This window comes from Xanthomonas prunicola (genome assembly GCF_002846205.1).
In the GTDB taxonomy this organism is placed as follows: Bacteria; Pseudomonadota; Gammaproteobacteria; order Xanthomonadales; family Xanthomonadaceae; genus Xanthomonas; species Xanthomonas prunicola.
On record NZ_PHKV01000002.1, the window covers coordinates 726,071 to 746,618 of the forward strand.

General features: G+C 64.8%; 17 protein-coding genes and 1 tRNA gene. 13 read left to right on the forward strand and 5 right to left on the reverse strand.

All coding sequences use genetic code 11. The features are described from left to right. Positions 1 to 723: 723 nt before the first annotated feature. On the forward strand, positions 724 to 3,132 hold the full coding sequence (locus XpruCFBP8353_RS09665; RefSeq protein ID WP_101363004.1) for an HrpF/NolX family T3SS translocon protein: 2,409 nt from the start codon (positions 724 to 726) through the stop codon (positions 3,130 to 3,132). Between the two features lie 761 nt (positions 3,133 to 3,893). Beyond that, positions 3,894 to 5,525, forward strand: a complete 1,632-nt coding sequence (gene xopAE, locus XpruCFBP8353_RS09675; protein ID WP_101363111.1) for a type III secretion system effector XopAE — start codon at positions 3,894 to 3,896, stop codon at positions 5,523 to 5,525. Positions 5,526 to 5,928: 403 nt separating this feature from the next. Here xopAE and XpruCFBP8353_RS09680 read toward each other — a convergent pair. Further along, positions 5,929 to 6,005, reverse strand: a tRNA-Arg gene (locus XpruCFBP8353_RS09680). Positions 6,006 to 6,474: 469 nt separating this feature from the next. On the opposite strand from XpruCFBP8353_RS09680, the gene ubiA reads away from it, so the two are divergent. Further along, complete coding sequence (gene ubiA / locus XpruCFBP8353_RS09690; protein WP_101363006.1) at positions 6,475 to 7,380, forward strand: 4-hydroxybenzoate octaprenyltransferase; 906 nt, start codon at positions 6,475 to 6,477, stop codon at positions 7,378 to 7,380. A 244-nt stretch (positions 7,381 to 7,624) separates the two neighbouring features. Here ubiA and XpruCFBP8353_RS09695 read toward each other — a convergent pair whose 3' ends face one another. Continuing rightward, complete coding sequence (locus XpruCFBP8353_RS09695) at positions 7,625 to 8,350, reverse strand: ComF family protein (protein WP_207759611.1); 726 nt, start codon at positions 8,348 to 8,350, stop codon at positions 7,625 to 7,627. 49 nt (positions 8,351 to 8,399) lie between these two features. Here XpruCFBP8353_RS09695 and bioB point away from each other — a divergent pair, with 49 nt between their 5' ends. The 7 genes from bioB (at position 8,400) to lpxO (ending at position 15,152) form a co-directional block, all read left to right on the forward strand. Further along, the gene (gene bioB, locus XpruCFBP8353_RS09700) at positions 8,400 to 9,434 is read left to right on the forward strand and encodes a biotin synthase BioB (protein ID WP_101363008.1); all 1,035 of its coding nucleotides are present in this window, start codon (positions 8,400 to 8,402) and stop codon (positions 9,432 to 9,434) included. After that, positions 9,358 to 10,731: an 8-amino-7-oxononanoate synthase gene (gene bioF / locus XpruCFBP8353_RS09705; RefSeq protein ID WP_207759612.1), complete on the forward strand. Its 1,374-nt coding sequence runs from the start codon at positions 9,358 to 9,360 to the stop codon at positions 10,729 to 10,731. Before bioB ends, bioF begins: the two co-directional genes overlap by 77 nt. A gap of 191 nt (positions 10,732 to 10,922) precedes the next feature. Then, positions 10,923 to 11,297 (forward strand): DUF7079 family protein, encoded by a 375-nt coding sequence (locus tag XpruCFBP8353_RS09710; protein WP_101363010.1) that lies wholly within the window; start codon positions 10,923 to 10,925, stop codon positions 11,295 to 11,297. 164 nt (positions 11,298 to 11,461) lie between these two features. After that, positions 11,462 to 12,223 (forward strand): pimeloyl-ACP methyl ester esterase BioH, encoded by a 762-nt coding sequence (bioH, locus tag XpruCFBP8353_RS09715; protein WP_101363011.1) that lies wholly within the window; start codon positions 11,462 to 11,464, stop codon positions 12,221 to 12,223. A 44-nt stretch (positions 12,224 to 12,267) separates the two neighbouring features. Continuing rightward, positions 12,268 to 13,050, forward strand: coding sequence for an SDR family oxidoreductase (locus XpruCFBP8353_RS09720; protein WP_101363012.1), 783 nt, complete (start codon positions 12,268 to 12,270; stop codon positions 13,048 to 13,050). A gap of 63 nt (positions 13,051 to 13,113) precedes the next feature. Next, the gene (gene bioC / locus XpruCFBP8353_RS09725; RefSeq protein WP_101363013.1) at positions 13,114 to 13,998 is read left to right on the forward strand and encodes a malonyl-ACP O-methyltransferase BioC; all 885 of its coding nucleotides are present in this window, start codon (positions 13,114 to 13,116) and stop codon (positions 13,996 to 13,998) included. Positions 13,999 to 14,246: 248 nt separating this feature from the next. Further along, positions 14,247 to 15,152: a lipid A hydroxylase LpxO gene (gene lpxO, locus XpruCFBP8353_RS09735; RefSeq protein ID WP_101363015.1), complete on the forward strand. Its 906-nt coding sequence runs from the start codon at positions 14,247 to 14,249 to the stop codon at positions 15,150 to 15,152. A 137-nt stretch (positions 15,153 to 15,289) separates the two neighbouring features. Here the strand turns inward: lpxO and XpruCFBP8353_RS09740 are convergent, their stop codons facing one another. Genes XpruCFBP8353_RS09740 through XpruCFBP8353_RS09750 form a run of 3 tightly spaced genes read right to left on the reverse strand, consistent with a single transcriptional unit; the run spans position 15,290 to position 17,313 of the window. Further along, positions 15,290 to 15,709, reverse strand: coding sequence for a nuclear transport factor 2 family protein (locus tag XpruCFBP8353_RS09740; RefSeq protein WP_101363016.1), 420 nt, complete (start codon positions 15,707 to 15,709; stop codon positions 15,290 to 15,292). Positions 15,710 to 15,751: 42 nt separating this feature from the next. Then, complete coding sequence (locus tag XpruCFBP8353_RS09745) at positions 15,752 to 16,369, reverse strand: YdcF family protein (RefSeq protein ID WP_101363017.1); 618 nt, start codon at positions 16,367 to 16,369, stop codon at positions 15,752 to 15,754. Further along, positions 16,354 to 17,313, reverse strand: coding sequence for a pyridoxal-phosphate dependent enzyme (locus tag XpruCFBP8353_RS09750; protein WP_101363018.1), 960 nt, complete (start codon positions 17,311 to 17,313; stop codon positions 16,354 to 16,356). The genes XpruCFBP8353_RS09745 and XpruCFBP8353_RS09750 overlap by 16 nt, the downstream gene beginning before the upstream one ends. A 157-nt stretch (positions 17,314 to 17,470) precedes the next feature. On the opposite strand from XpruCFBP8353_RS09750, the gene XpruCFBP8353_RS09755 reads away from it, so the two are divergent. From XpruCFBP8353_RS09755 to mnmG, 3 genes are all read left to right on the forward strand, one after another. Further along, a complete protein-coding gene (locus XpruCFBP8353_RS09755) occupies positions 17,471 to 17,929 on the forward strand; it encodes a hypothetical protein (protein WP_101363019.1) in 459 nt (152 codons plus the stop codon). A 133-nt stretch (positions 17,930 to 18,062) separates the two neighbouring features. After that, entirely contained in the window at positions 18,063 to 18,239 is a 177-nt protein-coding gene (locus XpruCFBP8353_RS23930; RefSeq protein ID WP_165786157.1) for a hypothetical protein, read from the forward strand. 261 nt (positions 18,240 to 18,500) lie between these two features. Then, the gene (gene mnmG / locus XpruCFBP8353_RS09760) at positions 18,501 to 20,405 is read left to right on the forward strand and encodes a tRNA uridine-5-carboxymethylaminomethyl(34) synthesis enzyme MnmG (protein WP_101363020.1); all 1,905 of its coding nucleotides are present in this window, start codon (positions 18,501 to 18,503) and stop codon (positions 20,403 to 20,405) included. The last annotated feature ends 143 nt before the right edge of the window (positions 20,406 to 20,548 follow it).

Below are 20,548 nucleotides of genomic sequence, written 5' to 3' on the forward strand. Positions count from 1 at the left end.
TGCGCCACGCTTTGCAAAGCGGACACAAGCGGAAGAGAGCGACCCTGATTCGGCGCAGGATCCAGGACTTTATAAATGCATCTGCAGGTGCCGCCCGGCAATCTCAGATCCAGGCGGCTTACGTGCGCAATGCGCATTACCGAGAGATTAACTATCTGCGCACAGCATCAGTGTCAGCCTCAGCGTTTGCCATCGCGTTGCTTCAGTGCAAATCCCATCTAGCGACCCAGATGATCCCAACAAGCTTCATGGACGTGATTCATGGCTCCAGTCGGGCAATGACAGAACCGTCATGCAACCAGGTTCCGTTGAGTCCCCCTGGTTTTTCAGCAAGCCCAGGCCTCCGGTCAGAACAGCACCCACAATCTGATACTCGGGGTTTCGGCCGCCGTGTGAGAGAGAACCGGTGACCGCTGCATATGCCTCGAAACACCATGACGATCCGCGTCTGGCAGTGCACGTGGTATCGATGTGTATGAGTGCGCCGGGCCGCGCCAGGAACAATCGCCGCTCAAGCATCTGCGCCGCACCGCACCGTTCGGTGGCGACGCATCGACCCTTCAATTTTTGCGCTTTTTTCGCCAAAATAGTTCGTCGGTCAGGGTGCACGTTGCGCAGACTGGCAACATAGGTCTACCCCGCATGGGCGCATCCGTGCGGCCGTATAAGAATCGACTTATACGAAGGTGCTCTGCCAATTCTGTCATTAGCGAGGCCGCCCATATGTCGCTCAACACGCTTTCTACCGGGAGTAACCCCAGCCAACTGCTGGGCACTTCTTTAAACGACTCGTCTTCATCGGAGCTGCTCGGATCGGATTCGTCCAAGGATGGCTCCGACCTGCCACCGACGATGGATAACATCTTCCAGCAAATCTACCTGCTGCTGGCGGCCCTCCAAGCCAACACGCCAAGCAGCACATCAGGTAATGCGCCGGCGAATACGGCAAGCAACGATGCCAACACCCAGCAGTCCGCATCCGATTGGGACGCCACTCAGCCGATTGAAAAGCGCACCTCGTGGCCATCCCTGGGCTACGACTTCGATCCCAAGCACATCAAGGGGAAGGATGCGCCGCCGGCGCTGGAAGGTTCGACGGTTACCTGGAACGATGGCACGCTGACCAAGTCGGAGCTTCAGATCGTTTCGACGCTGAATGCACACAAGGATCAGATGCCGCTCGAGTACAAGAATCTCGACGACAAGATCAACGACCCTTCCACGCCCGCCGACCTGAAGGCTGCATTGCAGGGGCTGAAACAGGATCCGCGGTTGTTCTTTGCGATCGGTTCCCAGGGAGACGGCAAGTGCGGCGGCAAGATCAGCGCGCAGGATCTCTGGGATTTCTCTGATTCACATCCGCAGGTCAAGGAGCTGGGCGAGAAGAACGACGAGTTCAACCCCAAGAACATCAAGGGGTCCAATCCGCCACCGGCTGCGGAGGGCTCGACGGTCACCTGGAACGACGGCCAGCTCAATCAATCCGAATTGGAGATTGTCTCGGTCCTGGATCGGCATAAGGACCAGGTCGACTCGTTGTCCTTCGATCAGCTGGACGCAAAGATAAATGATCCGTCGACGCAGCCTGACTTGAAGGAAGCGTTGAAAGGATTGCAGAAGGATCCACGGTTGTTCTTTGCCATCGGCTCGCAGAAGGACGGCAAGTGCGGCGGCAAGATCAAGGCGCAGGACCTGACAGACTTCTCGTACTACCATCCGCAGATTGCCGAGTACAACGACAAGAAAGCCAAGGACTACACGCAGAACTACATCGCATCCGATAGCCCCGACAAAAGCAAAGCATCGGTCATGACCAAAAGCGATGCCCTGCGCGAGCTGTATCGCTACTCCGACTATCTGTCCGGCAATCTGAGCGAGGATGAATTCGCCAAGATCGTCGATGGCGACAGCAAGACCAGCAAGTGCCCTCCGCAGCTAATCGCAGCCGCGCAGTATTTCCGCGACCACCCCGACGAGTGGAAAGCGTTTGCGGGCGACTCGGGCTCGATGAGCACCCCGGACTTCCTGCAGAAATCCACCTCCGAGATGCACCTGACGGCGGACGAGCAGAAGACGCTGGACACCATCAATACGCATCAAGATGCGTTCTATGGCGATGGCAAGGAGGTGACGCGCGACAAGCTCGACGCAATCTCCAAGGACGACAAGGCCGATCCCGCCGTCAAAAATGCCGCAACGCAGTTATTGGCCGATCCACTGCTGTTCGGCCTGTTGAATAACTCGATCACCGGCTACAAAAAGCCGCATCACTTCTTCGGTGGTGGCCATGTGGTCGACTCGGGCAAGATCAGCCAGGACGATTTCCGGCAGTTCTACGACCACATGAGCGCGGCCAACAAGACCGTGGACACGCCGGCCACGCACGAGGCAACCTCGCCCGAGCAGCAGAAGGCGGTCGCGGACATGCTGGTGGGCAAGGCCGATCCGCCCGCGATCAAGAAACCCAAAAAGGACATCGGTACGTTCCAGCACGGCTTGCACGAGTTCCTAAAGTGGGACAGCAAGATCATGGACTGGATGTCCGTTGGCCTGAGCGCATTGAACGGAATCCCCATAATCGGCGAAATTGCCGATGCGGCGTCGATTGCATTGGAGAGCGAGGCACAGGCCGCGCAGGTGGTCGACACCGCAATTCAAGGCGGGGATATGTCGCTTGCGTTGAAGCTGGCCGGCATCAATATGGCAGGGGCAGTGGTTGGAGCAGTCGGCGGACCCACGGCCAGAATCGGGGCCAAGGGGGTTGCCAAGGGAGTCGCCGAAGCCGCGGCCAAGGAAGCAGCTGAGGGCGCGGCCAAGGGAACTGCCAAGGGTGTGGCCAAGGGAGCCGGTAAAACGGCGGCCGAGCGGCCAAGCGCTGCAGCGTTCGCAAAAGGGTATGTCGGCGGCTCTGCGATCAGTAAATCGGTCGAGATGCTCAAAGCCCCCATCTTGGCGGGCTTGCATTACGAAGAATATCAACTGGACAAGCAGAAAGACGGAGAGATCCACCAGAAGATGGAAAACGCCGGCGGCGTCCCGGTGGGTAAGCAGTTTATTCCCAAAGGTATCGCCGATAACTTCGAAGGAGACTTGCGGCAGAATCTCAGGAATGTACGGGGGCGGCGTCGGTAAGAGTCCTCTCAGCAAGATCATTGCGCGCGACGCATCGCATCCGGCGTTGCTGATCGATAAGGCATGCATCACGCTAACGCCTGTCAATTGGCCGCGCCGTGCTGCACCAACGCGCTGGGATGATGCGTCGCGTTGTCGCTTGACGGCTTTCGTGTGGACACGATGCACGTCAGCGATATCGCGCTTCCTGCCAGGCATGCAGACCACGCATGGCGTGATCGAGAACTAGACGCCTGGGTGGTTGATCGAGTTGATCATCGGCCGGGTCGAATCGTTACTGATTCGCCGCTTAAGGCGCGTAGACGCTCAGGATCGGGGCGTCTACGCAAAGAAGCGCCTTGTTCGCTTGGTGATGACACATCTTCGTGTGCGCGCAGCGATGCAGATCAAAGGGAAGTAGCCTGAGCCTGGGAACGTTGCAGCCTGCTGAATACGCCGGGTGGATCTCTATGTTTAATGTAAACCGCTTACTCCGCTCTCGTCCGCGTAACGACAGCGCCGACCACGCGCCGGCTGAAGCGAGTTCTTCACGCACATCTTCCGAGGCAGAGGGCGTGCTCAGCCCTCTGCTCGCACGGCCGCGGCGACGCGGAAGCACATCGGCGGCCGACGCCACGCCGCCAAGAAATCGTGAAGATGGCCGGCTTTTGCGATCACCGCTGCGTCCGTCGATGCAACAGGTTGAGCTGGGGGCTTCGTCTTCTGCGCCACCGCGCACCATCGAGCACCAGATCGACGATTGGCTTGAGCGCAGCCTGCCGATCGCAGAGCGGGTGCGAACGGGCTTCAACCTGCACGACGGGCAGAGAGATACGTCGCGGCAGGTGCTGCGAAGCGTTGCAGAGGCAATCCGTCAGGCAGCGACCCACGGCAGGACCGAGCTTGCCCTCGACTACGGCCTCCCTGCCACGACGCTACCTGATGCGATCGGCCGGCTCGACGCGCTACGGAAATTGAGGCTGATGCATACCGGGCTTGAGTCGCTGCCAGACAGCCTGGGGCAGCTGCGCCAGCTCCGTCATCTGCAGGTCATTGGCGCGCCGGGCCTGAAAAAGCTGCCACCCTCGGTGACGCGCCTGTCCGATCTAAGAACCCTTCAATTGGCGTTGATCCCGTTGGATGAGTTGCCCGCCGACCTGGGGCGCATGCAAGGTCTGCGCAACCTCACGCTAGGAGGCGGGCACTATGCGCGCCTGCCGGCCAGCATCGTTGAACTGAGCCGATTGACCGAATTGCGCGTGTCGCACTCGTCGCATTTTCGCGAGTTGCCTGAAAACATCGGCCTCATGCAGGGACTCAGGTCACTGGAGGTGGCATCGCAGTCCAAGCTGGAGCAACTTCCTGGCAGCCTCACCCGGCTGCATCGGTTGGAAAAACTCGACCTGTCCTCCAACCGCCGGCTGGCGCACCTGCCTGAAGACATCGGTCAACTGCGCAGCTTGACGGAACTCTCGCTCAAACATTGCGCCGCGCTGCGGCAGCTGCCCGACAGCGTGGGAGATCTCGCCCAGCTGCGACTGCTGGACCTGCGCGGCACCGGCCTGCAGACCCTTCCGCAGTCGCTGGCCCGGCTGCCCGCTCAATGCGATATCAAGGTGCCGGATCATTTGGCAGGCCAATTGCTGCAGATCCGCGACCCGGAGCGCGCGCAGCGCGAGGCACGGCGGCTGGCCGACAGAAGGCGACGCGCGCCGGTGCCTGCGGTGCGACAGGCCGGGGCATCGTGGAACCGCGTCCCCGAATTCACCCGCGTGTTGCGCAGTGTCGATGCCGACCTGGGCGAGCGTTTTGAGAAGTGGACGCAAGGCCTGGCGCAAGATGCCAGGATCTTCGGCGCATCCATCACATCGGCCGACATGTCCTTGCTGGACCAGGTGGTGGCCGAGGCCATTCGATCACCTGAATTCCGAAACAGCTTCGGCCAATTTTTGAGCGACCACACCGTCAAGACGCTCAATATGGATGGCATGACGCAGGTGGGCGATGCGGGGCCCGCCGTGGAAGGAGACGTCAAGACCGCGTTCGCCGAGATGCTCAAGCACAAGCTCATGCACACGCAGGACCACCAGACCGCACTGGGCCTGCTGCAGGAAGCCCTACAAAATCCCGACCTGGGGCTGTCCAGGGAGAGGCTGCTGCGCAGCAGGAATGAACTCACCGGGCGTGTGGAGATGTGGCCGCCACTGAAGGCCTACATCTCCATGCACGATGTGGAGGGGACGGCAGCGCAGGAAGCGGCGACCACGTGGGCGATGGCGCACTTCGAAGAAGCGCAGGAGGGTGTCATCGGGGAAGCAGAGGCCAAGCAGGAGTCCGAACAGGCGCAGGCCAACGCGAACCGCTTCATCGAGCAGCGGGCGCGTGTACTGCTGGGAGAATGGAACATCCGTTAGGCCCTGGCATCCAGCGATGTCACGCCCCGCAGTCAAAACAGACAGGTCTGTCTGATGATGTTGGCCGCTGAACCGGCGGGTGTCTGCTCGCCGAGTCTGTGCCGTGTTTATTGGCCGTTGGCAGCCGGCAAGAGTCGATCAGTCTGTTTGCTCGCTTCGCTCAAACTGCGCAACCCGTGCATATCCAAAACGCCGCGTTGGTCGCCGTCGTTGACGCGTTCCATGAAGCCGCTTGACTGCGTGGGGCATCCATCTCTGCGCTTCTGCATTGAGGTCTGGCACATCCATATCCCGACCAGCCTGGGTGCCAATGCATCCGGGTGGACCTTCGAATGTACAGACAACAAAAACCCCCGATTTCTCGAGGGTTTTTGGACATCCTAGGACAAGCCTGAACTCGAATTGGTGCGCCCGGAGGGATTCGAACCCCCGACCAATGGCTTCGGAAGCCACTACTCTATCCGGCTGAGCTACGAGCGCCTGGCCGCGCATTATGCCAGAACAGCCGGCGTGCGCGTGCGCGTGACGGGGCTGGGCGACACGGGACCTGGCAAGCCACGGCGTCGCTCGAGACGTGATGACACCGGCCTGTCGGCCCGAGCAGGACGCCCAGGTGCAAGCGCATAGGGTCCAGGCCGTGCAAACCTGTCGCCGCCTCAAGCGGCAGTCGCCAGAGCGCAAGCCTGCTCGACGTCCCCAACCTGACAGCAAGGTTGAGCACGCGCCCGAGCGCGGTCACTGCCGAGCGTGCGTCGCAGCCGTACCACCGGCCGCAGCCCACCTGAACCAACCGCGGCCCTTGCCGCTCGCAACCTCGATCGCTGCGGCCAGCCGCACTCTAATGAACAGCCTGGCGTCGAAGAAGCTGGGCATTCCCAGGATCGCCGCGCGGGCAGCGCCTCCCGCGCCCACATGACCATGGCCGAGCCGCACTGCTACCCTTTGCCGCATGAGCAAGCATGGTGTCGAACAACTGCCCGCAGCAGGCGCGCTGACGTGGCCGCAGCGGCTGGGGCAATACTGGAAGCTGGTCCGTGGCGATCGCCCGATCGGCAGCCTGCTGCTGCTCTGGCCCACCTGGTGGGCGTTGTGGCTGTCCGCCGATGGCCTGCCGCCCCTGTGGACGCTGTTCGTGTTCACCGCCGGGGTGTGGCTGACCCGCTCGGCCGGCTGCGTCATCAACGACTATGCCGACCGCTGGCTGGACCCGCATGTGGAGCGCACCAAGTCGCGCCCGCTGGCCACCGGCGCGGTCTCCGGGCGCGAGGCGCTGTGGGTGTTCGTGGTGTTGATGCTGATGGCCTTCGCGCTGGTACTCACACTCAACTGGCTGACCGTGACGCTGAGCGTGCCCGGCGTGTTCCTGGCCGCCAGCTACCCCTATCTCAAGCGCCACACCCACCTGCCCCAGGTCTATCTGGGCATGGCCTTCGGCTGGGGCATTCCAATGGCCTTCGCCGCCGTGCAGGGCAGCGTGCCATTGCTGGGCTGGCTGCTGTATGCCGCCAACATCCTGTGGGCGACCGCCTACGATACTTGGTACGCCATGGTCGACCGCGACGACGACATCCGCATGGGCAGCAAGTCCACCGCCATCTTGTTCGGCAAATTCGATCTGGTGGCCCAAGGCGTCTTGTATGCGCTGATGTTCGCGACGCTGGTGTTGGTTGGTCTGCGCGCTGATCTCGGTGCTGCGTACTGGGCCGGCCTGGGCGTTGCGGCGCTACTGGTGGCCTACGAATTCCGCATCGCCCGCCACCGCGAGCGCGGCCCCTGCTTCCGCGCCTTCCTGCACAACAACTGGGTTGGCCTGGCGATCTTCGTCGGCATCGCAGTGGCGGTGGCGGGGCGTTAGCGCGGATTCGCATTCGGGAATCCGTCGATTACGGATCGGATGTCGAGATTGCGCGTGAGGCTTCAACGCGTGCAGGCATCGTTGACGGCTCTACTCCTCGTCGAGTCCTCCGCCATCCACCCGCCGAAGCAGCATCGCCATCCACCGCGCTGCCGCTAGACAAAGCCCCTCTCCTACGGGAGCGGGGTTCGGGCTGGAGTGAGGGTACGGACGCAGCCGCACCCGCAGACCGCAACAACCTCGATCACGGCACCCGCGCGCAGACCCATGCATCCACCCGTTGAACACCCGCCTTGCGTAATGCCTTCGCCGCGGCGTACAGCGTCGCGCCGGTCGTCATCACGTCGTCCACCAGCGCCACATGTGCCGGCAACGGGCCGCGGGCCACGAACGCATCACGCAGATTGCGGTGCCGCTCGATCGCGTCCAGCTCGGATTGCGGCGCGGTCGCGCGCACACGGCGCAGCAACGGCAGGCACGGCAGCCGCAGCGCGCGGCCGAGCGGTCTGGCCAACTCCAGCGCCTGGTCGTAACCGCGCTGGCGCAGGCGCTGCCGGTGCAGACTCACCGGCACCAACGCCTGCGGGCGTGGCAGCCCCGCACAGCGCCGGGCCATCAGGTCGCTAAGCAGACGACCCGCCGCCAGGTCCTGATGAAATTTGAACCGCCGCAGCAGCCCATCCACCGGCCAGCGATAGGTGAAGCAGGCATGCACCCGCTGCAGCGGCGGAGGTTCCTGCAGGCACTGCCCGCACAACGCCACCCCATCGCAGGCGAACAGCTGGGTGGCGCAGCACAGGCAGGCATGGCCATGATCGGGCAAGGCGGCGCGACACGCGGGGCAGAGATCGCCGTCAGGCGTGCCGGCTTCCGCACAGACCAAACACAGGCTCGGCAGTAGTAGCCGCAGCACCCGCTGCGGCCACCTGTAAACCGAGCGCACCCCGTTGAAGTTGACAGCCTCTTCCATGCTCACCAGACTGCCTGGCTTCCAAGCCGCTGACTGTCAGGAAACTCCGATGTCTGTTGTCGTCCGCCATGACTGGGATCGCAAAGAGCTGCAGGCGTTGTTCGATCTGCCGTTCCCCGAGTTGCTGCATCACGCGGCCAGCGTGCACCGCGCACATTTCGACCCGGCGCAAGTGCAGGTCTCCACGCTGCTGTCGGTCAAGACCGGTGGCTGCCCGGAAGATTGCGCCTATTGCCCGCAGGCGCAGCGCTACGACACCGGCGTGACTGCGCAGAAGCTGATGGAGACCGAAGAAGTGGTCGCCAAGGCGCGCCAGGCCAAGGCCGCCGGCGCCTCGCGCTTCTGCATGGGCGCGGCCTGGCGCTCGCCCAAGGAGCGCGACATCCCCAAGGTGGCCGCGATGATCCGCGAGGTCAAGGCCATGGGCCTGGAGACCTGCGCTACGCTCGGCATGCTGGACGCCGGCCAGGCGCGTGCGCTCAAGGACGCCGGGCTGGACTACTACAACCACAATCTGGACACCGCGCCGGATTACTACGACTCCATCATCCACACCCGCCAGTACCAGGACCGCCTGAACACGCTGGAACATGTGCGCGATGTCGGTCTGAAGACCTGCTGCGGCGGCATCGTCGGCATGGGCGAAACCCGCGAACACCGCATCGGCTTGCTGCTGGCGCTGGCCACGCTGCCCGCGCACCCGGATTCGGTCCCGATCAACCAACTGGTGCAGGTGCCCGGCACCCCGCTGCACGGCACCCAGCAACTGGACCCGTTCGAGTTCGTGCGCATGATCGCCGTGGCCCGCATCACGATGCCGCGTTCGATGGTGCGCCTGTCCGCCGGCCGCGAAGCGATGAGCGACGAACTGCAGGCGCTGTGCTTCCTGGCCGGTGCCAACTCGATCTTCTACGGCGAAAAACTGCTCACCACCGGCAACCCGGACACCGAGCGCGACCAGGCCCTGTTCCAGCGCCTGGGCCTGCGTCCGATGCAGATCACGGTCGATGCGGCCGAGCATGATCACCCCGGCACCGTGCATGCGGAGATCACCCGCAGCGCCGCCTGCGAGCACGCCGCCTGAGCATGGGCCCGGCACCGGTCGTCGGTGCCGGCTGGGCGCGCTGAGCACGGCACGCTACGCTAGCGGCCCTTCTCTGCCGTTGAACGCCCCCATGGCCCGCCCCGATCTGCACGAACGGATTTCGTCGCTGCGCAAGTTGCGCGTCGCTCAGGAACGGGTGCGGGTGCGGCGACAGGTCGGCCGCCGCGATGGCGTGCGGCTGGAAATCGACGGGCACTGGCTGACCGGTTTCTGCTCCAACGACTATCTGGGTCTGTCGCAACAGTTCGAAGTGGTCGCCGCACTGCAGGATGCCGCTGCCCGCGATGGCGCCGGCGCCACCGCCTCGCATTTGATCTGCGGCCACCACACCGCGCACGAAACGCTTGAGCGCGAAATCGCCGAATGGCTGGGCTATCCGTCGGCGTTGCTGTTCGGCAGCGGTTTCATCGCCAATCTGGCGGTGCAACAGGCACTGCTCAGCGAAGAAGACGATGTCTGCGTGCAGGACCGGCTCAATCACGCCAGCCTGCTCGATGCCACGCGGCTGGCTGGTTGCCGTCTGCGGCGCTATCCACATCTGGATGTGGAAGGCGCGATGCGTCAGCTCAAGGGCTCGCCCGAGGGTGCGGCGATGCTGGTCAGCGACGGTGTTTTCAGCATGGATGGCGATGTCGCGCCGCTGCGCGCGTTGAGCCTGGTGGCTCGCATGCAGGAAGCCCTGTTTTATGTGGACGATGCGCATGGTGTTGGCGTGCTCGGTCCGCAAGGTCGCGGCTGCGTGGCCGATGCCGGGCTGGGCGTGGCCGAAGTGCCATTGCAATTGGTGACCCTGGGCAAAGCGCTCGGTGGCTACGGCGCCGTGGTCGTAGGCGACGAGGCGCTGATCCGCCATCTGGCCGAAACCGCGCGCCCGTACATCTACACCACAGCATTGCCGCCGGCGCAGGTCGCTGCCACGCTGGCAGCCGTGCGCCTGGCGCGTCGCGACGACTGGCGGCGGACGCGTCTGGTCGAATTGATCGCTGCGTTTCGCGATGGCGCGCGCAAGCACGGCTTCGAATTGATGGCCTCCGACACACCGATACAGCCAGTGTTGTGCGGCGAAGAAGCGACCGTCATGGCGATGTCGGCCGCACTCGAACAGGCAGGCTTTATGGTTGGCGCCATTCGTCCGCCCACCGTGCCCGAAGGCAAGGCGCGCCTTCGCGTGACGCTATCCGCGTTGCATACGCCGCAGCAGGTGCAGGCGCTGATCGACGCCATCGTGCAGGCGCGCGATGTGGTCAGCCGGCAGCCGCTGCGTGCGTCTGCCTGAAGCGAGCCGCAATGCGTGCATGGCCTGCGCTGAAACCACCGCGAGCCACTCAAGCAATGCATTGACTGCACAAGGCACACGCATGTCAGGCGACAACCATGTGGTGATGTTTCGGTGCGACACGGATCGCATGCATTGCACCGACTGTGCAGCGGGTACGCGCTCGCATCCAATCCCATCTGTGCACTGACATGTCGCCAGCGACACCAGGCACAGCCACTGCGGCGCAACACCGCGTGTGGGAAGCGTTATCGCGGTTGTACCTGGACAGTGACAGGCGCGACGACGACAGCATTGCGCGCGTGCTGGCTGCCTCACCGTTCACCCTGGAAGCGTTACGCAGGATGTTGTTGCACGAAGTGCATCCGGTCCTGATCGGCAATCTGCGCAGCGTGGCCGGCGTGTGGGACGGGTTCGATCCCGACTGGTTGGCGGCCAAGATCCAGGCGCGGCGCACACGTCGCTGGTGCTGGCCTGCGCGCTGGCGCTGGCGCGGTTACGCGCGCACGCAGTGGGCGTTGCTGGCCCCGAAGATCGGCGCGCTGCGTGCAGCCGCCACGCACTGACGCGGGCGTGCCGCAGCAGCGCCGTACCGACATACCCAAGCCCCCATCGGCAGACTGCAATCGACGCCAAGGCCACCACCATCCCGTCTTTCTGAACCCTGTCGCAGCAGCAACTCGACTCACTCAACGCGTACCGGCCCGCAACAATCGGCGACAATGCGCGCATGCATATCGATGTCATCGGCCACGGGCCTGCGCTGGTTCTTCTGCATGGTTGGGCACTGCACGGCGGGGTGTTCGCACCGCTGGTGGAGCGTCTGGCACCACACTATCAATTGCATCTGGTCGACCTGCCCGGGCACGGCTTCAGTCGCGACGACAGCACACCGCTGGCGCTGCCGTACGTGGTCGCCGAGATTGCGGCCGCCACGCCGCCAGCGGTGTGGCTCGGCTGGTCGTTGGGCGGGCTGTTTGCGCTGCATGCGGCCGCCACCCTGCCGCAGGTGCGCGGGCTGGCGATGATCGCCGCAACGCCGCGTTTTGTGCGCGGCAGCGATTGGCCCGATGCCGTCCAGCGCGAGGTGTTCGTGCAATTTGGTACCGAGTTGTCGCGTGACTACCGCGGCACCCTGGAGCGTTTTCTTGCGCTGGACACGATTGGCTCGGCGCATGCACGCAGCGAACTGCGCAGCCTGCGCGAGACGCTCACCGCGCGCGGCGAACCGGCGCCGGAGGCATTGCAGCAAGGCCTCACCCTGCTCGAACGCACCGACCTGCGTCGCGCCGTACCGCAACTCGCACGCCCCAGCCTGTGGATCGCCGGGCAACGCGATCGCCTGGTGCCTGCCGCCGGCATGCATGCCGCCGCCGCGCTCAGCCCGCACGCGCAGGCGCTCACCATTGCCGGCGGGGGCCACGCACCGTTTCTCGGTCATGCCGATCAGGTGAGCGAGGCGCTGCAACGCTTCGTTGCGTCCGTGCCATGAGCGGATCGTCGATCATGCGCCATCGCTGATCGAGGACACACCGCATGGATCTGGGAATCGCTGGCCGTTGGGCGTTGGTTTGCGCCGCAAGCAAAGGGCTGGGCTTGGGCTGCGCACGCGCATTGGCCAGCGAAGGCGTCAATCTGGTGATCGCCGCACGCGGCCGTGATGTACTGGAACAGGCTGCCGACGCAGTGCGCGCGCTTCCCGGCGCTGGCGAAGTGCGCAGCGTGGTCGCCGACATCGCCACGCCGGAAGGACGCAGCGCCGCACTCGCAGCCTGCCCGCAGGTCGACATCCTGATCAACAACGCAGGCGGCCCGCCGCCGGGCGATTTTCGTCAATGGGAACGCGAGGACTGGTTGCGCGCACTGGATGCCAACATGCTGGCGCCGATCGAGCTGATCCGCGCCACCGTCGATGGGATGCGCGCCCGCCGCTTTGGTCGCATCGTCAACATCACCTCCAGCGCGGTGAAGGCGCCGATCGACATCCTCGGCCTGTCCAACGGCGCCCGCGCCGGCCTCACCGGCTTCGTCGCCGGGTTGGCGCGCAGCACCGTGGCCGACAACGTCACCATCAATAATCTGCTGCCCGGGCAATTCCTTACCGACCGGCTGCGCGGCAATTTCGCCGCCATCGCGCAACAACAGGGCGGCACCGCCGACGACATCGCCGAGCGCAAACGTGCGGGCATCCCGGCCGCGCGTTTTGGTGAGCCGGACGAGTTCGGCGCAGCCTGCGCCTTCCTGTGCAGCGCGCAGGCCGGCTACATCACCGGGCAGAATCTGCTGATCGACGGCGGCAGCTATCCCGGCACGTTCTAGCGCAGGGCCGCGCACGACGCATCGATTCCCTCCGCCCCTGCCAGCGGCGACAATAGCGGCGCCATGAATAGCACTTTCGATCCCCGCCACGTCCGCCGCGCCTTTGCGCGTGCCGCCAGCACCTACACTGCCGCCGCCGCGCTCCAGCGCGAAGCGGAAGCGCGCCTGCTCGAATCGCTCGACTATCTGGGCGAGCAGGTGCCCAAGGTGGTGCTCGATGTCGGCGCCGGCCCGGGTCATGCCAGCGGCGCGATCAAGAAGCGCTGGCCAAAGGCGCAGGTCATCGCGGTCGACCAAGCCCTGCCGATGCTGCGCCAGGCGCGCAAGGCCGCTGGCTGGTGGAAGCCATTCGCACAGGTGTGTGCCGATGCGCGCGCGCTGCCCGTCGCCGACGGCAGCGTGGATGTGATCTTCAGCAATCTGTGCCTGCAGTGGGTGGAAGACCTGCCAGCCGTGTTCGCCGGGTTCCGCCGTGCGCTGCGCCCGGGCGGGCTGCTGCTTTGCTCTACCTTCGGCCCGGAAACGCTGATCGAATTGCGCGAGGCCTTCGCGCAAACCGACCCGGCCCCGCACGTCAGCCGCTTTCCGCCGATTGCCCAATTCGGCGATGCCCTGCTGATGTCCGGTTTCCGCGATCCGGTGCTGGACCGCGACCTGTTCACCCTGACCTACAACGACCTGCCCGCGTTGATGCGCGAACTCCGTGCGATGGGCGCGACCAATGCACTCAGCAATCGCCGCGCCACGCTCACCGGACGCGGCCGGTTTGCCGCCGCCAGCGCTGCCTACGAACCGTTGCGGCGGCCGGACGGCACCCTGCCCAGTTCTTGGGAAGTGATCTACGCCCACGCCTGGGCACCGGCACCGGGCGCACCCATCCGCGAACACGGGCACGACGTCGCCAGCGTTGCGGTCAGCGCAATCCCGATCCGTCGCCGCATCGACTGAGCGGCGGTACAGAACGCTAGAAGTTGCGCAGCCACTGCCGGTGAGACACAGCGTATTGCGTCCATGCGAACGCGCACCTGTGAGGCTCGGCGGCCACACTTGCTAGAATTCTGAAGTTACCGGCCGCACGTCCCTGCTGCGGCTCACCTTGTTCGATGGTGGCTACCGACACGGCGCAGCATTGCTGCGTGCGCTTGTTGGCAGCCTCTCTCACGTTTGCGGCCCCCCGCCCCCAATCGGCCTGCCCCATGTTGAAGTGGCTCCTCATCGCGCTGTTCGTCGCATCGGCGCTCTACATCCATTATCGCGGTCGCGTACGGCACCGGCTCAGCCGGCAGTTGCTGGACCATTCCACCTTCATGGCCCCGATCAACACGCTGATGTACCTGTGTTCGCGGGTGCCGACCACGCCGTTCATCGATCCGGGCAAGGAATTCCCCGAGCTGGCGCCGCTGCGCGCCAATTGGCCGGTGATCCGCGACGAAGCGGTGGCGTTGCAGCAGATGCAAAAGATCCGCGCCGCCGACGGCTATACCGATATCGGCTTCAACTCGTTTTTCCGCCGCGGCTGGAAGCGCTTCTATCTGAAGTGGTACGGCACCGCGCACCCGTCGGCGGCCGAGTTGTGCCCGCAGACCACCGCGTTGCTGAAGTCCATCCCCACGGTAAAGGCGGCGATGTTTGCCGAACTACCGCCGGGTAGCGAGCTGCGCCCGCACCGCGACCCGTTCGCCGGGTCCATGCGCCTGCACCTTGGCCTGGCCACGCCCAACGACGACCGCTGCTTCATCGACGTCGACGGCCAGCGCCATAGCTGGCGCGACGGCGAGTGGACCATGTTCGACGAGACCTATATCCACCACGCGCGCAACGACACCGACCAGGACCGCATCATCCTGTTCTGCGACATCGAACGCCCGATGCGCTGGCGTTGGGCGGCGGCGGTGAACCGCTTCGTCGGCCGCAGCCTGCTCTCGGCCGGTGCCTCGCCCAATCAGGAAGGCGACAAGACCGGCGGCATCAACCGCGTGTTCCGCTATTTCTATGCCGCGCGCCTCAAGGCCAAGGCACTGAAGGAACGCAACAACCCGCTGTACCAGGTGCTCAAGTGGAGCATCTTCGTGCTGGTAGTGGTCGCAGTGGTGTTGCTGTAACGCCTGCAGTGATCAGGCAAGCGCCCGTAGAAGCGCGAAGGCGCGCGATGCAGCGTACGATCCACGCCGCATCGCGCCTATCGGATGCTGCATAAGGATCGATTCGACCTACCGAGCAGCGCGCGCGGGCCACGCAGTCAGCGCGACACCTGCGCGATCCATTCCTGCAGGTTGTAGTAGTTGGTGACGCGGGTGATCTTGTCGCCCTGCACGTCGAAGAACGCACCACCCGGCAGCACGTAGGTCTGCCCGGTTGCCTCCGGCAGGCCCTCGTCGGTGGTGTGATAGACGCCATGCACCACGTACTCGGCGCCGACGCGGGTGCCATCGTCGTTGGCGATGACGACGACATCGCGCAATTGCTCGCGGTAACTGTCGTTCATGCGTTGCAGGAAGGCGGCAAATTCGGCGCGGCCGATTTCGCGCGCACCCTGATTGAGGTCGTGGGCGACGTCGTCGGCCAGAAACGCCAACATGCCGTCCCAGTCGCCACGGTTGAATGCTGCGTAGTAGGCCTGGACCAGGCCGATGGCGTGTTGCCGATGGGTCTCGCTCATGCTCGAACCTGCCGCTGGGAAAGCCGCATCATAGGCCCGCAGTCACGGCCCTTGCACCACCAGATCGCGGTGGAAGTAATACACCTCCTGCAACAGGAAGCGCCAGCTGGTGTGGAAGCTGCGAAAGCGCGTGCTTGGCGTGGACGAGGCCAGCGCGTCAATGCCCAGCTCCTGACTCAGCCGCAGCGCGCGCGCCATGTGCAGCGGGTCGCTGACGATGATCGCCCGATGCATGCCGTGCCGCTCCATCAGCGCGCGCGCCTGCTGCAGATTCTGCCGGGTGGTGCGCGATGTGGTTTCGATCACGATGGCGTCGGGCGGGATGCCATGGCGCAGCGCATAGCGTCGGGCCACCTGCGATTCGGCAAAGCGCGCGCCGTTGCCGAAGCCGCCGGTAAACAACAGGTGCGGCGCATAGCCCTGCGCATACAGGTCCAGCGCATGCCGGATGCGTTCTTCGAACACCGGCGAAGGCCGCGCATCGTAGGCTGCCGCACCCAGCACGATGATCACATCCGCCGGCGCGGCCTGATCGCGATCGCCGATCCACACGATCCAGCCCGCCACCGCCACCAGCCAGATCAACGCCAGCATGCACAATCGCCAGCCCCAGCCCCACAGGCCGAGCCTGCGCACGCGCCTGGTCACGCCGCGGCCCATGGCAAGGCGTCCAGATCGACATTGCCGCCGGACAGGATCAAGCCCACCCGCCGCCCGGCGAACCGCGCCGGTTCGGCCAGCACCGCCGCCAGCGTGATTGCCGAAGACGGCTCAACCACTTGCTTGAGCATCTGCCAGACCAGCCGCATCGCCTGCACCACGGCGGCATCGTCGACCGTGATCACCTGCGCACCAGCGTGCTGCAGCAGCGCGAAGTTGGGCGCGCCCAAGGTGCCGCGCAGACCGTCGCACACCGTGTCCGGCACGAAATCGACCAGCCGCTGCCCGGCCGCCAGCGAACGCGCGGTATCGGCTGCGCCGGCCGGCTCGGCCAGCACCAGCGCGCAGTTGGGTGCGGATCGCAGCGCCAGGGCGGCACCGGCCGCCAGCCCGCCGCCGCCGACCGGTGCCACCAGCACGTCCAGCCCACCGCTTTGATGCAGCAGCTCCAGGGTGGCCGTCCCCTGCCCGGCAATCACCGCGACATTGGTATACGGGTGTACCAGCGTGGCACCACTACTGGCCTGCACCTCGGCGCAGAGTTGTTCACGCGCGGCGATGGTCGGTGCGCAGCGCCACAAGGTGGCGCCGTGCCGGGAGATATTGGCCAGCTTGGCGGCCACGGCGCCTTCGGGCACCACCACATGGCAGCCGATGCCGCGCGTGCGTGCGGCCAGCGCCAGCGCCGCGCCGTGATTACCGGACGAATGCGTCACCACACCGCGCGCAGCCAATTCATCCGGCAGCGACCACACGGCATTGCAGGCACCGCGGAACTTGAATGCCCCGCTGCGCTGCAGATGCTCGGCTTTGAAGACGAGCTGCGCACCGCTGAGCGCATCCAGGCTGTGCGATGTCAGCAATGGTGTCGGCGCGCAGTGCGGCGCGATCCGCGCAGCGGCCTGCAGGACATCGGAATGGGCAAGAGGGACCGTCTCGATCATGCCTGCAAGATTAACGTATCGCCTCCTCTTCACGGGTCGCACGCACGGCCGCCGCGCATGCTGGATCGATGAAAAAGCGCCGCGTTGCCGCACAATTAAGGACCGATTCAATGCATCGGCTCGAAAGTGACACCATGGTTGCAGGAGGGCACCATTCATGAAATTCCGTCTGATCTTCGCCGCCGGGCTGTTGGCCCTGGGCGGCTGCGCAACCTACGACTACACCGGCGCTGGGTCGGGCGGCTATTACCGCGGCGCACCTGCCGTGCAGTATCGCTATCCGCCCGGCTATTCCCCTTATTACTACGGCAACCCATACGGGATGCCGTACGGCTACGGTGCCGGTTCGATCGGCCTGTACGACTATCCGGTGTACCCGGTCTACCGCGGCGGCGGCTATTACTACAGGCCGTACGATCGTCGTCCGCAGTACCGCCCGCCACGCCCGAACGGGTCGTTCAACAATGGGCAGCGCCCCAGCGGCTCGCGTCCGCAACAACCCAACCGCCCGCCGGCAAGCGGCGCACAGCCGCCGCGTATCAGCGCACCGCCACGGGTGATGCGCGAGATTCAACGGCAAACCGCACCGCGCAACACCCGCGAACAGATTCCCTGAGTCCCTGACTGCGACAGAGCCCACAATTGACGATATTGGGGGCTTGCGTTCAGCTGACGATTGGCCGCAAGCTAGGCACTCTGTGTGACCCGCCACGTCATCTTCTGACCCGGCCCGTCCCACGGACCGACTTATGTCGATGTCCGACAGGGAAATCTGGATCCCCCCTGTTCCGGCCCTGTCGGATATCGGCGCCTACGACGCAGAAAGCCCCGGCATGCCGGGGCTTTTTGTTTTTGTTTCGATCGTGCTGGACAGGCGCTGCTGCAGAAGAAAGCAGACACCTATGCGCAGAAAGCGCAAAAAATAAGGGTCGGCAGTCCCCCGACTACCGACCCTTACGCTACCCCATCGCACGCGCGGCTAGCCCCTGTTCCAATTCCAGCCTTTGCGCCCATGTCGCAATGCCGCGACGGGTGCAGTAGGGATATCCGCACGAAACATGCCAACTTGAGGGCCACGATTCAATAATGTGACTCATATCACATATTTTTCGATTTAGTGACCATGAGACCGCTTCAGCCGATACTTCCGCAGCCGCTTCCTTCTCTTTGCTGATCAGTCCAGGCCCATGTCCGACTCTTTCTATCGTTACGACGTCATCGTGATCGGCGGCGGCCATGCCGGCACCGAGGCCGCGCTGGCGTCCGCGCGCGCCGGTGCCCGCACCTTGCTGCTGACCCACAACATCGAGACGGTGGGCGCGATGAGCTGCAATCCGGCCATTGGCGGAATCGGTAAGGGGCACCTGGTCAAGGAGATCGATGCCCTGGGAGGCGCCATGGCGCGCGCGGCGGATCTGGCCGGCATCCAGTGGCGCACGCTCAATGCGTCCAAGGGGCCTGCGGTGCGGGCCACGCGCTGCCAGGCCGATCGCAACCTCTATCGCAACGCCATCCGTTGCATCGTCGAGGCCCAGCCCAACCTGACCGTGTTCCAGGCGGCGGTGGACGATCTGATCATCCACAACGGCACGTCCGAAGCAGACAGCGTGCGCGGGGTCATCACCCAGACCGGGTTGCGCTTCGAAGCGCCGTCGGTCGTGCTGACCGCCGGCACCTTCTTGGCCGGCAAGATCCACGTTGGCGAGACCCAGTACGCGGCCGGGCGCATGGGCGACCCGCCGGCCACCACGCTGGCCGCGCGCCTGCGCGAGCGGCCGTTCGCGATCGACCGGCTCAAGACCGGGACGCCGCCGCGCATCGATGGGCGCACGCTCGACTACGACGTAATGGCCGAGCAGCCGGGCGACGACCCGCTGCCGGTGATGTCGTTCATGGGCCAAGTCAGCGACCATCCGCGCCAGGTCAGCTGCTGGATCACCCAGACCACCGAGCACACCCACGACATCATTCGCAACGCGCTGCATCGCTCGCCGCTGTATTCCGGGCAGATCGAAGGCATCGGCCCGCGCTATTGCCCGTCGATCGAAGACAAGGTGGTGCGCTTCGCCGAGAAGACCAGCCACCAGATCTTCGTCGAGCCCGAAGGCCTGGAAGTGGCCGAGATCTACCCCAATGGCATCTCCACCTCGCTGCCGTTCGATGTGCAGCTGGCGCTGGTGCGCTCGATCCACGGGTTTGCGCAGGCGCATATCACCCGCCCCGGCTATGCCATCGAATACGACTTCTTCGACCCGCGCGGGCTCAAGGCCTCGCTGGAAACCAAGGCGGTGGGCGGGCTGTTCTTCGCCGGGCAGATCAACGGCACCACCGGTTACGAAGAGGCCGCCGCACAGGGTCTGCTGGCCGGGCTCAATGCCGCCCGTCATGTGCAGGGCCTGCCGGCCTGGTCGCCGCGCCGCGACCAAGCCTACCTGGGCGTGCTGGTCGACGATCTGATCACCCACGGCACCACCGAGCCGTATCGCATGTTCACCAGCCGCGCCGAATATCGGCTGCAACTGCGCGAGGACAATGCCGATGCGCGGCTGACCGGTGTCGGTCGCGAGATGGGTCTGGTCGACGACGTGCGCTGGGCGCGCTTCTCAGCCAAACAGGAGGCCGTGCAGCGCGAAACCGCGCGGTTGTCGGCGCTCTGGGCCACACCGGGCAATGCGCTGGGCCGTGAAGTGGCCGATGCGCTGGGCGTGGCGGTCAGCCGAGAAACCAACGTGCTGGATCTGATCAAGCGCCCCGAACTCACCTACGCCGCCTTGATGCGGGTGCCGACCCTGGGGCCGGGCGTGGACGATACGCAGGTGGCCGAGCAGGTCGAGATCAGCGTCAAGTACGCCGGCTATCTGGATCGCCAGCGCGACGACATCGCGCGTCAGCAACGTCACGAAACCACGCCGATCCCCGAAGGCTTCGATTACGCCAGCGTGCGCGGCCTGTCGATCGAAGTGCAACAGAAACTCGAACGCGTACGACCGCAACACATCGGCCAGGCACAACGCATCCCGGGCATGACCCCGGCAGCGATCTCACTGCTGCTGGTGCATCTGGAGCGCGCACGGCGTAGTCGGGTGGCGTGAGCGAGGCAACGATCGCGGGCAATGGTCGGCGATCAGCGGCTAACACATCGTTCTGAGAGCCTCGGTCGCCGTTGCGCGCCACGGTGAAACGATGGCGCATCCCGGTGAGCGAAGCGATAGGCAGAAAAACCGGAGCGATTGGC

What these genes read in the sequence shown, in the direction of transcription:
- mnmG (WP_101363020.1), top strand. Translation starts at nt 18,501, where the DNA reads ATGTCCGACTCTTTCTATCGTTACGACGTCATCGTGATCGGCGGCGGC.
- XpruCFBP8353_RS09710 (WP_101363010.1), top strand. Translation starts at nt 10,923, where the DNA reads ATGTCGCCAGCGACACCAGGCACAGCCACTGCGGCGCAACACCGCGTG.
- XpruCFBP8353_RS09695 (WP_207759611.1), bottom strand. Translation starts at nt 8,350, where the DNA reads ATGGAAGAGGCTGTCAACTTCAACGGGGTGCGCTCGGTTTACAGGTGG.
- bioB (WP_101363008.1), top strand. Translation starts at nt 8,400, where the DNA reads ATGTCTGTTGTCGTCCGCCATGACTGGGATCGCAAAGAGCTGCAGGCG.
- XpruCFBP8353_RS09745 (WP_101363017.1), bottom strand. Translation starts at nt 16,369, where the DNA reads ATGGGCCGCGGCGTGACCAGGCGCGTGCGCAGGCTCGGCCTGTGGGGC.
- XpruCFBP8353_RS09755 (WP_101363019.1), top strand. Translation starts at nt 17,471, where the DNA reads ATGAAATTCCGTCTGATCTTCGCCGCCGGGCTGTTGGCCCTGGGCGGC.
- bioH (WP_101363011.1), top strand. Translation starts at nt 11,462, where the DNA reads ATGCATATCGATGTCATCGGCCACGGGCCTGCGCTGGTTCTTCTGCAT.
- XpruCFBP8353_RS09750 (WP_101363018.1), bottom strand. Translation starts at nt 17,313, where the DNA reads ATGATCGAGACGGTCCCTCTTGCCCATTCCGATGTCCTGCAGGCCGCT.
- XpruCFBP8353_RS09740 (WP_101363016.1), bottom strand. Translation starts at nt 15,709, where the DNA reads ATGAGCGAGACCCATCGGCAACACGCCATCGGCCTGGTCCAGGCCTAC.
- XpruCFBP8353_RS23930 (WP_165786157.1), top strand. Translation starts at nt 18,063, where the DNA reads ATGTCGATGTCCGACAGGGAAATCTGGATCCCCCCTGTTCCGGCCCTG.
- XpruCFBP8353_RS09720 (WP_101363012.1), top strand. Translation starts at nt 12,268, where the DNA reads ATGGATCTGGGAATCGCTGGCCGTTGGGCGTTGGTTTGCGCCGCAAGC.
- bioC (WP_101363013.1), top strand. Translation starts at nt 13,114, where the DNA reads ATGAATAGCACTTTCGATCCCCGCCACGTCCGCCGCGCCTTTGCGCGT.
- ubiA (WP_101363006.1), top strand. Translation starts at nt 6,475, where the DNA reads ATGAGCAAGCATGGTGTCGAACAACTGCCCGCAGCAGGCGCGCTGACG.
- bioF (WP_207759612.1), top strand. Translation starts at nt 9,358, where the DNA reads ATGCGGCCGAGCATGATCACCCCGGCACCGTGCATGCGGAGATCACCC.
- lpxO (WP_101363015.1), top strand. Translation starts at nt 14,247, where the DNA reads ATGTTGAAGTGGCTCCTCATCGCGCTGTTCGTCGCATCGGCGCTCTAC.
- XpruCFBP8353_RS09665 (WP_101363004.1), top strand. Translation starts at nt 724, where the DNA reads ATGTCGCTCAACACGCTTTCTACCGGGAGTAACCCCAGCCAACTGCTG.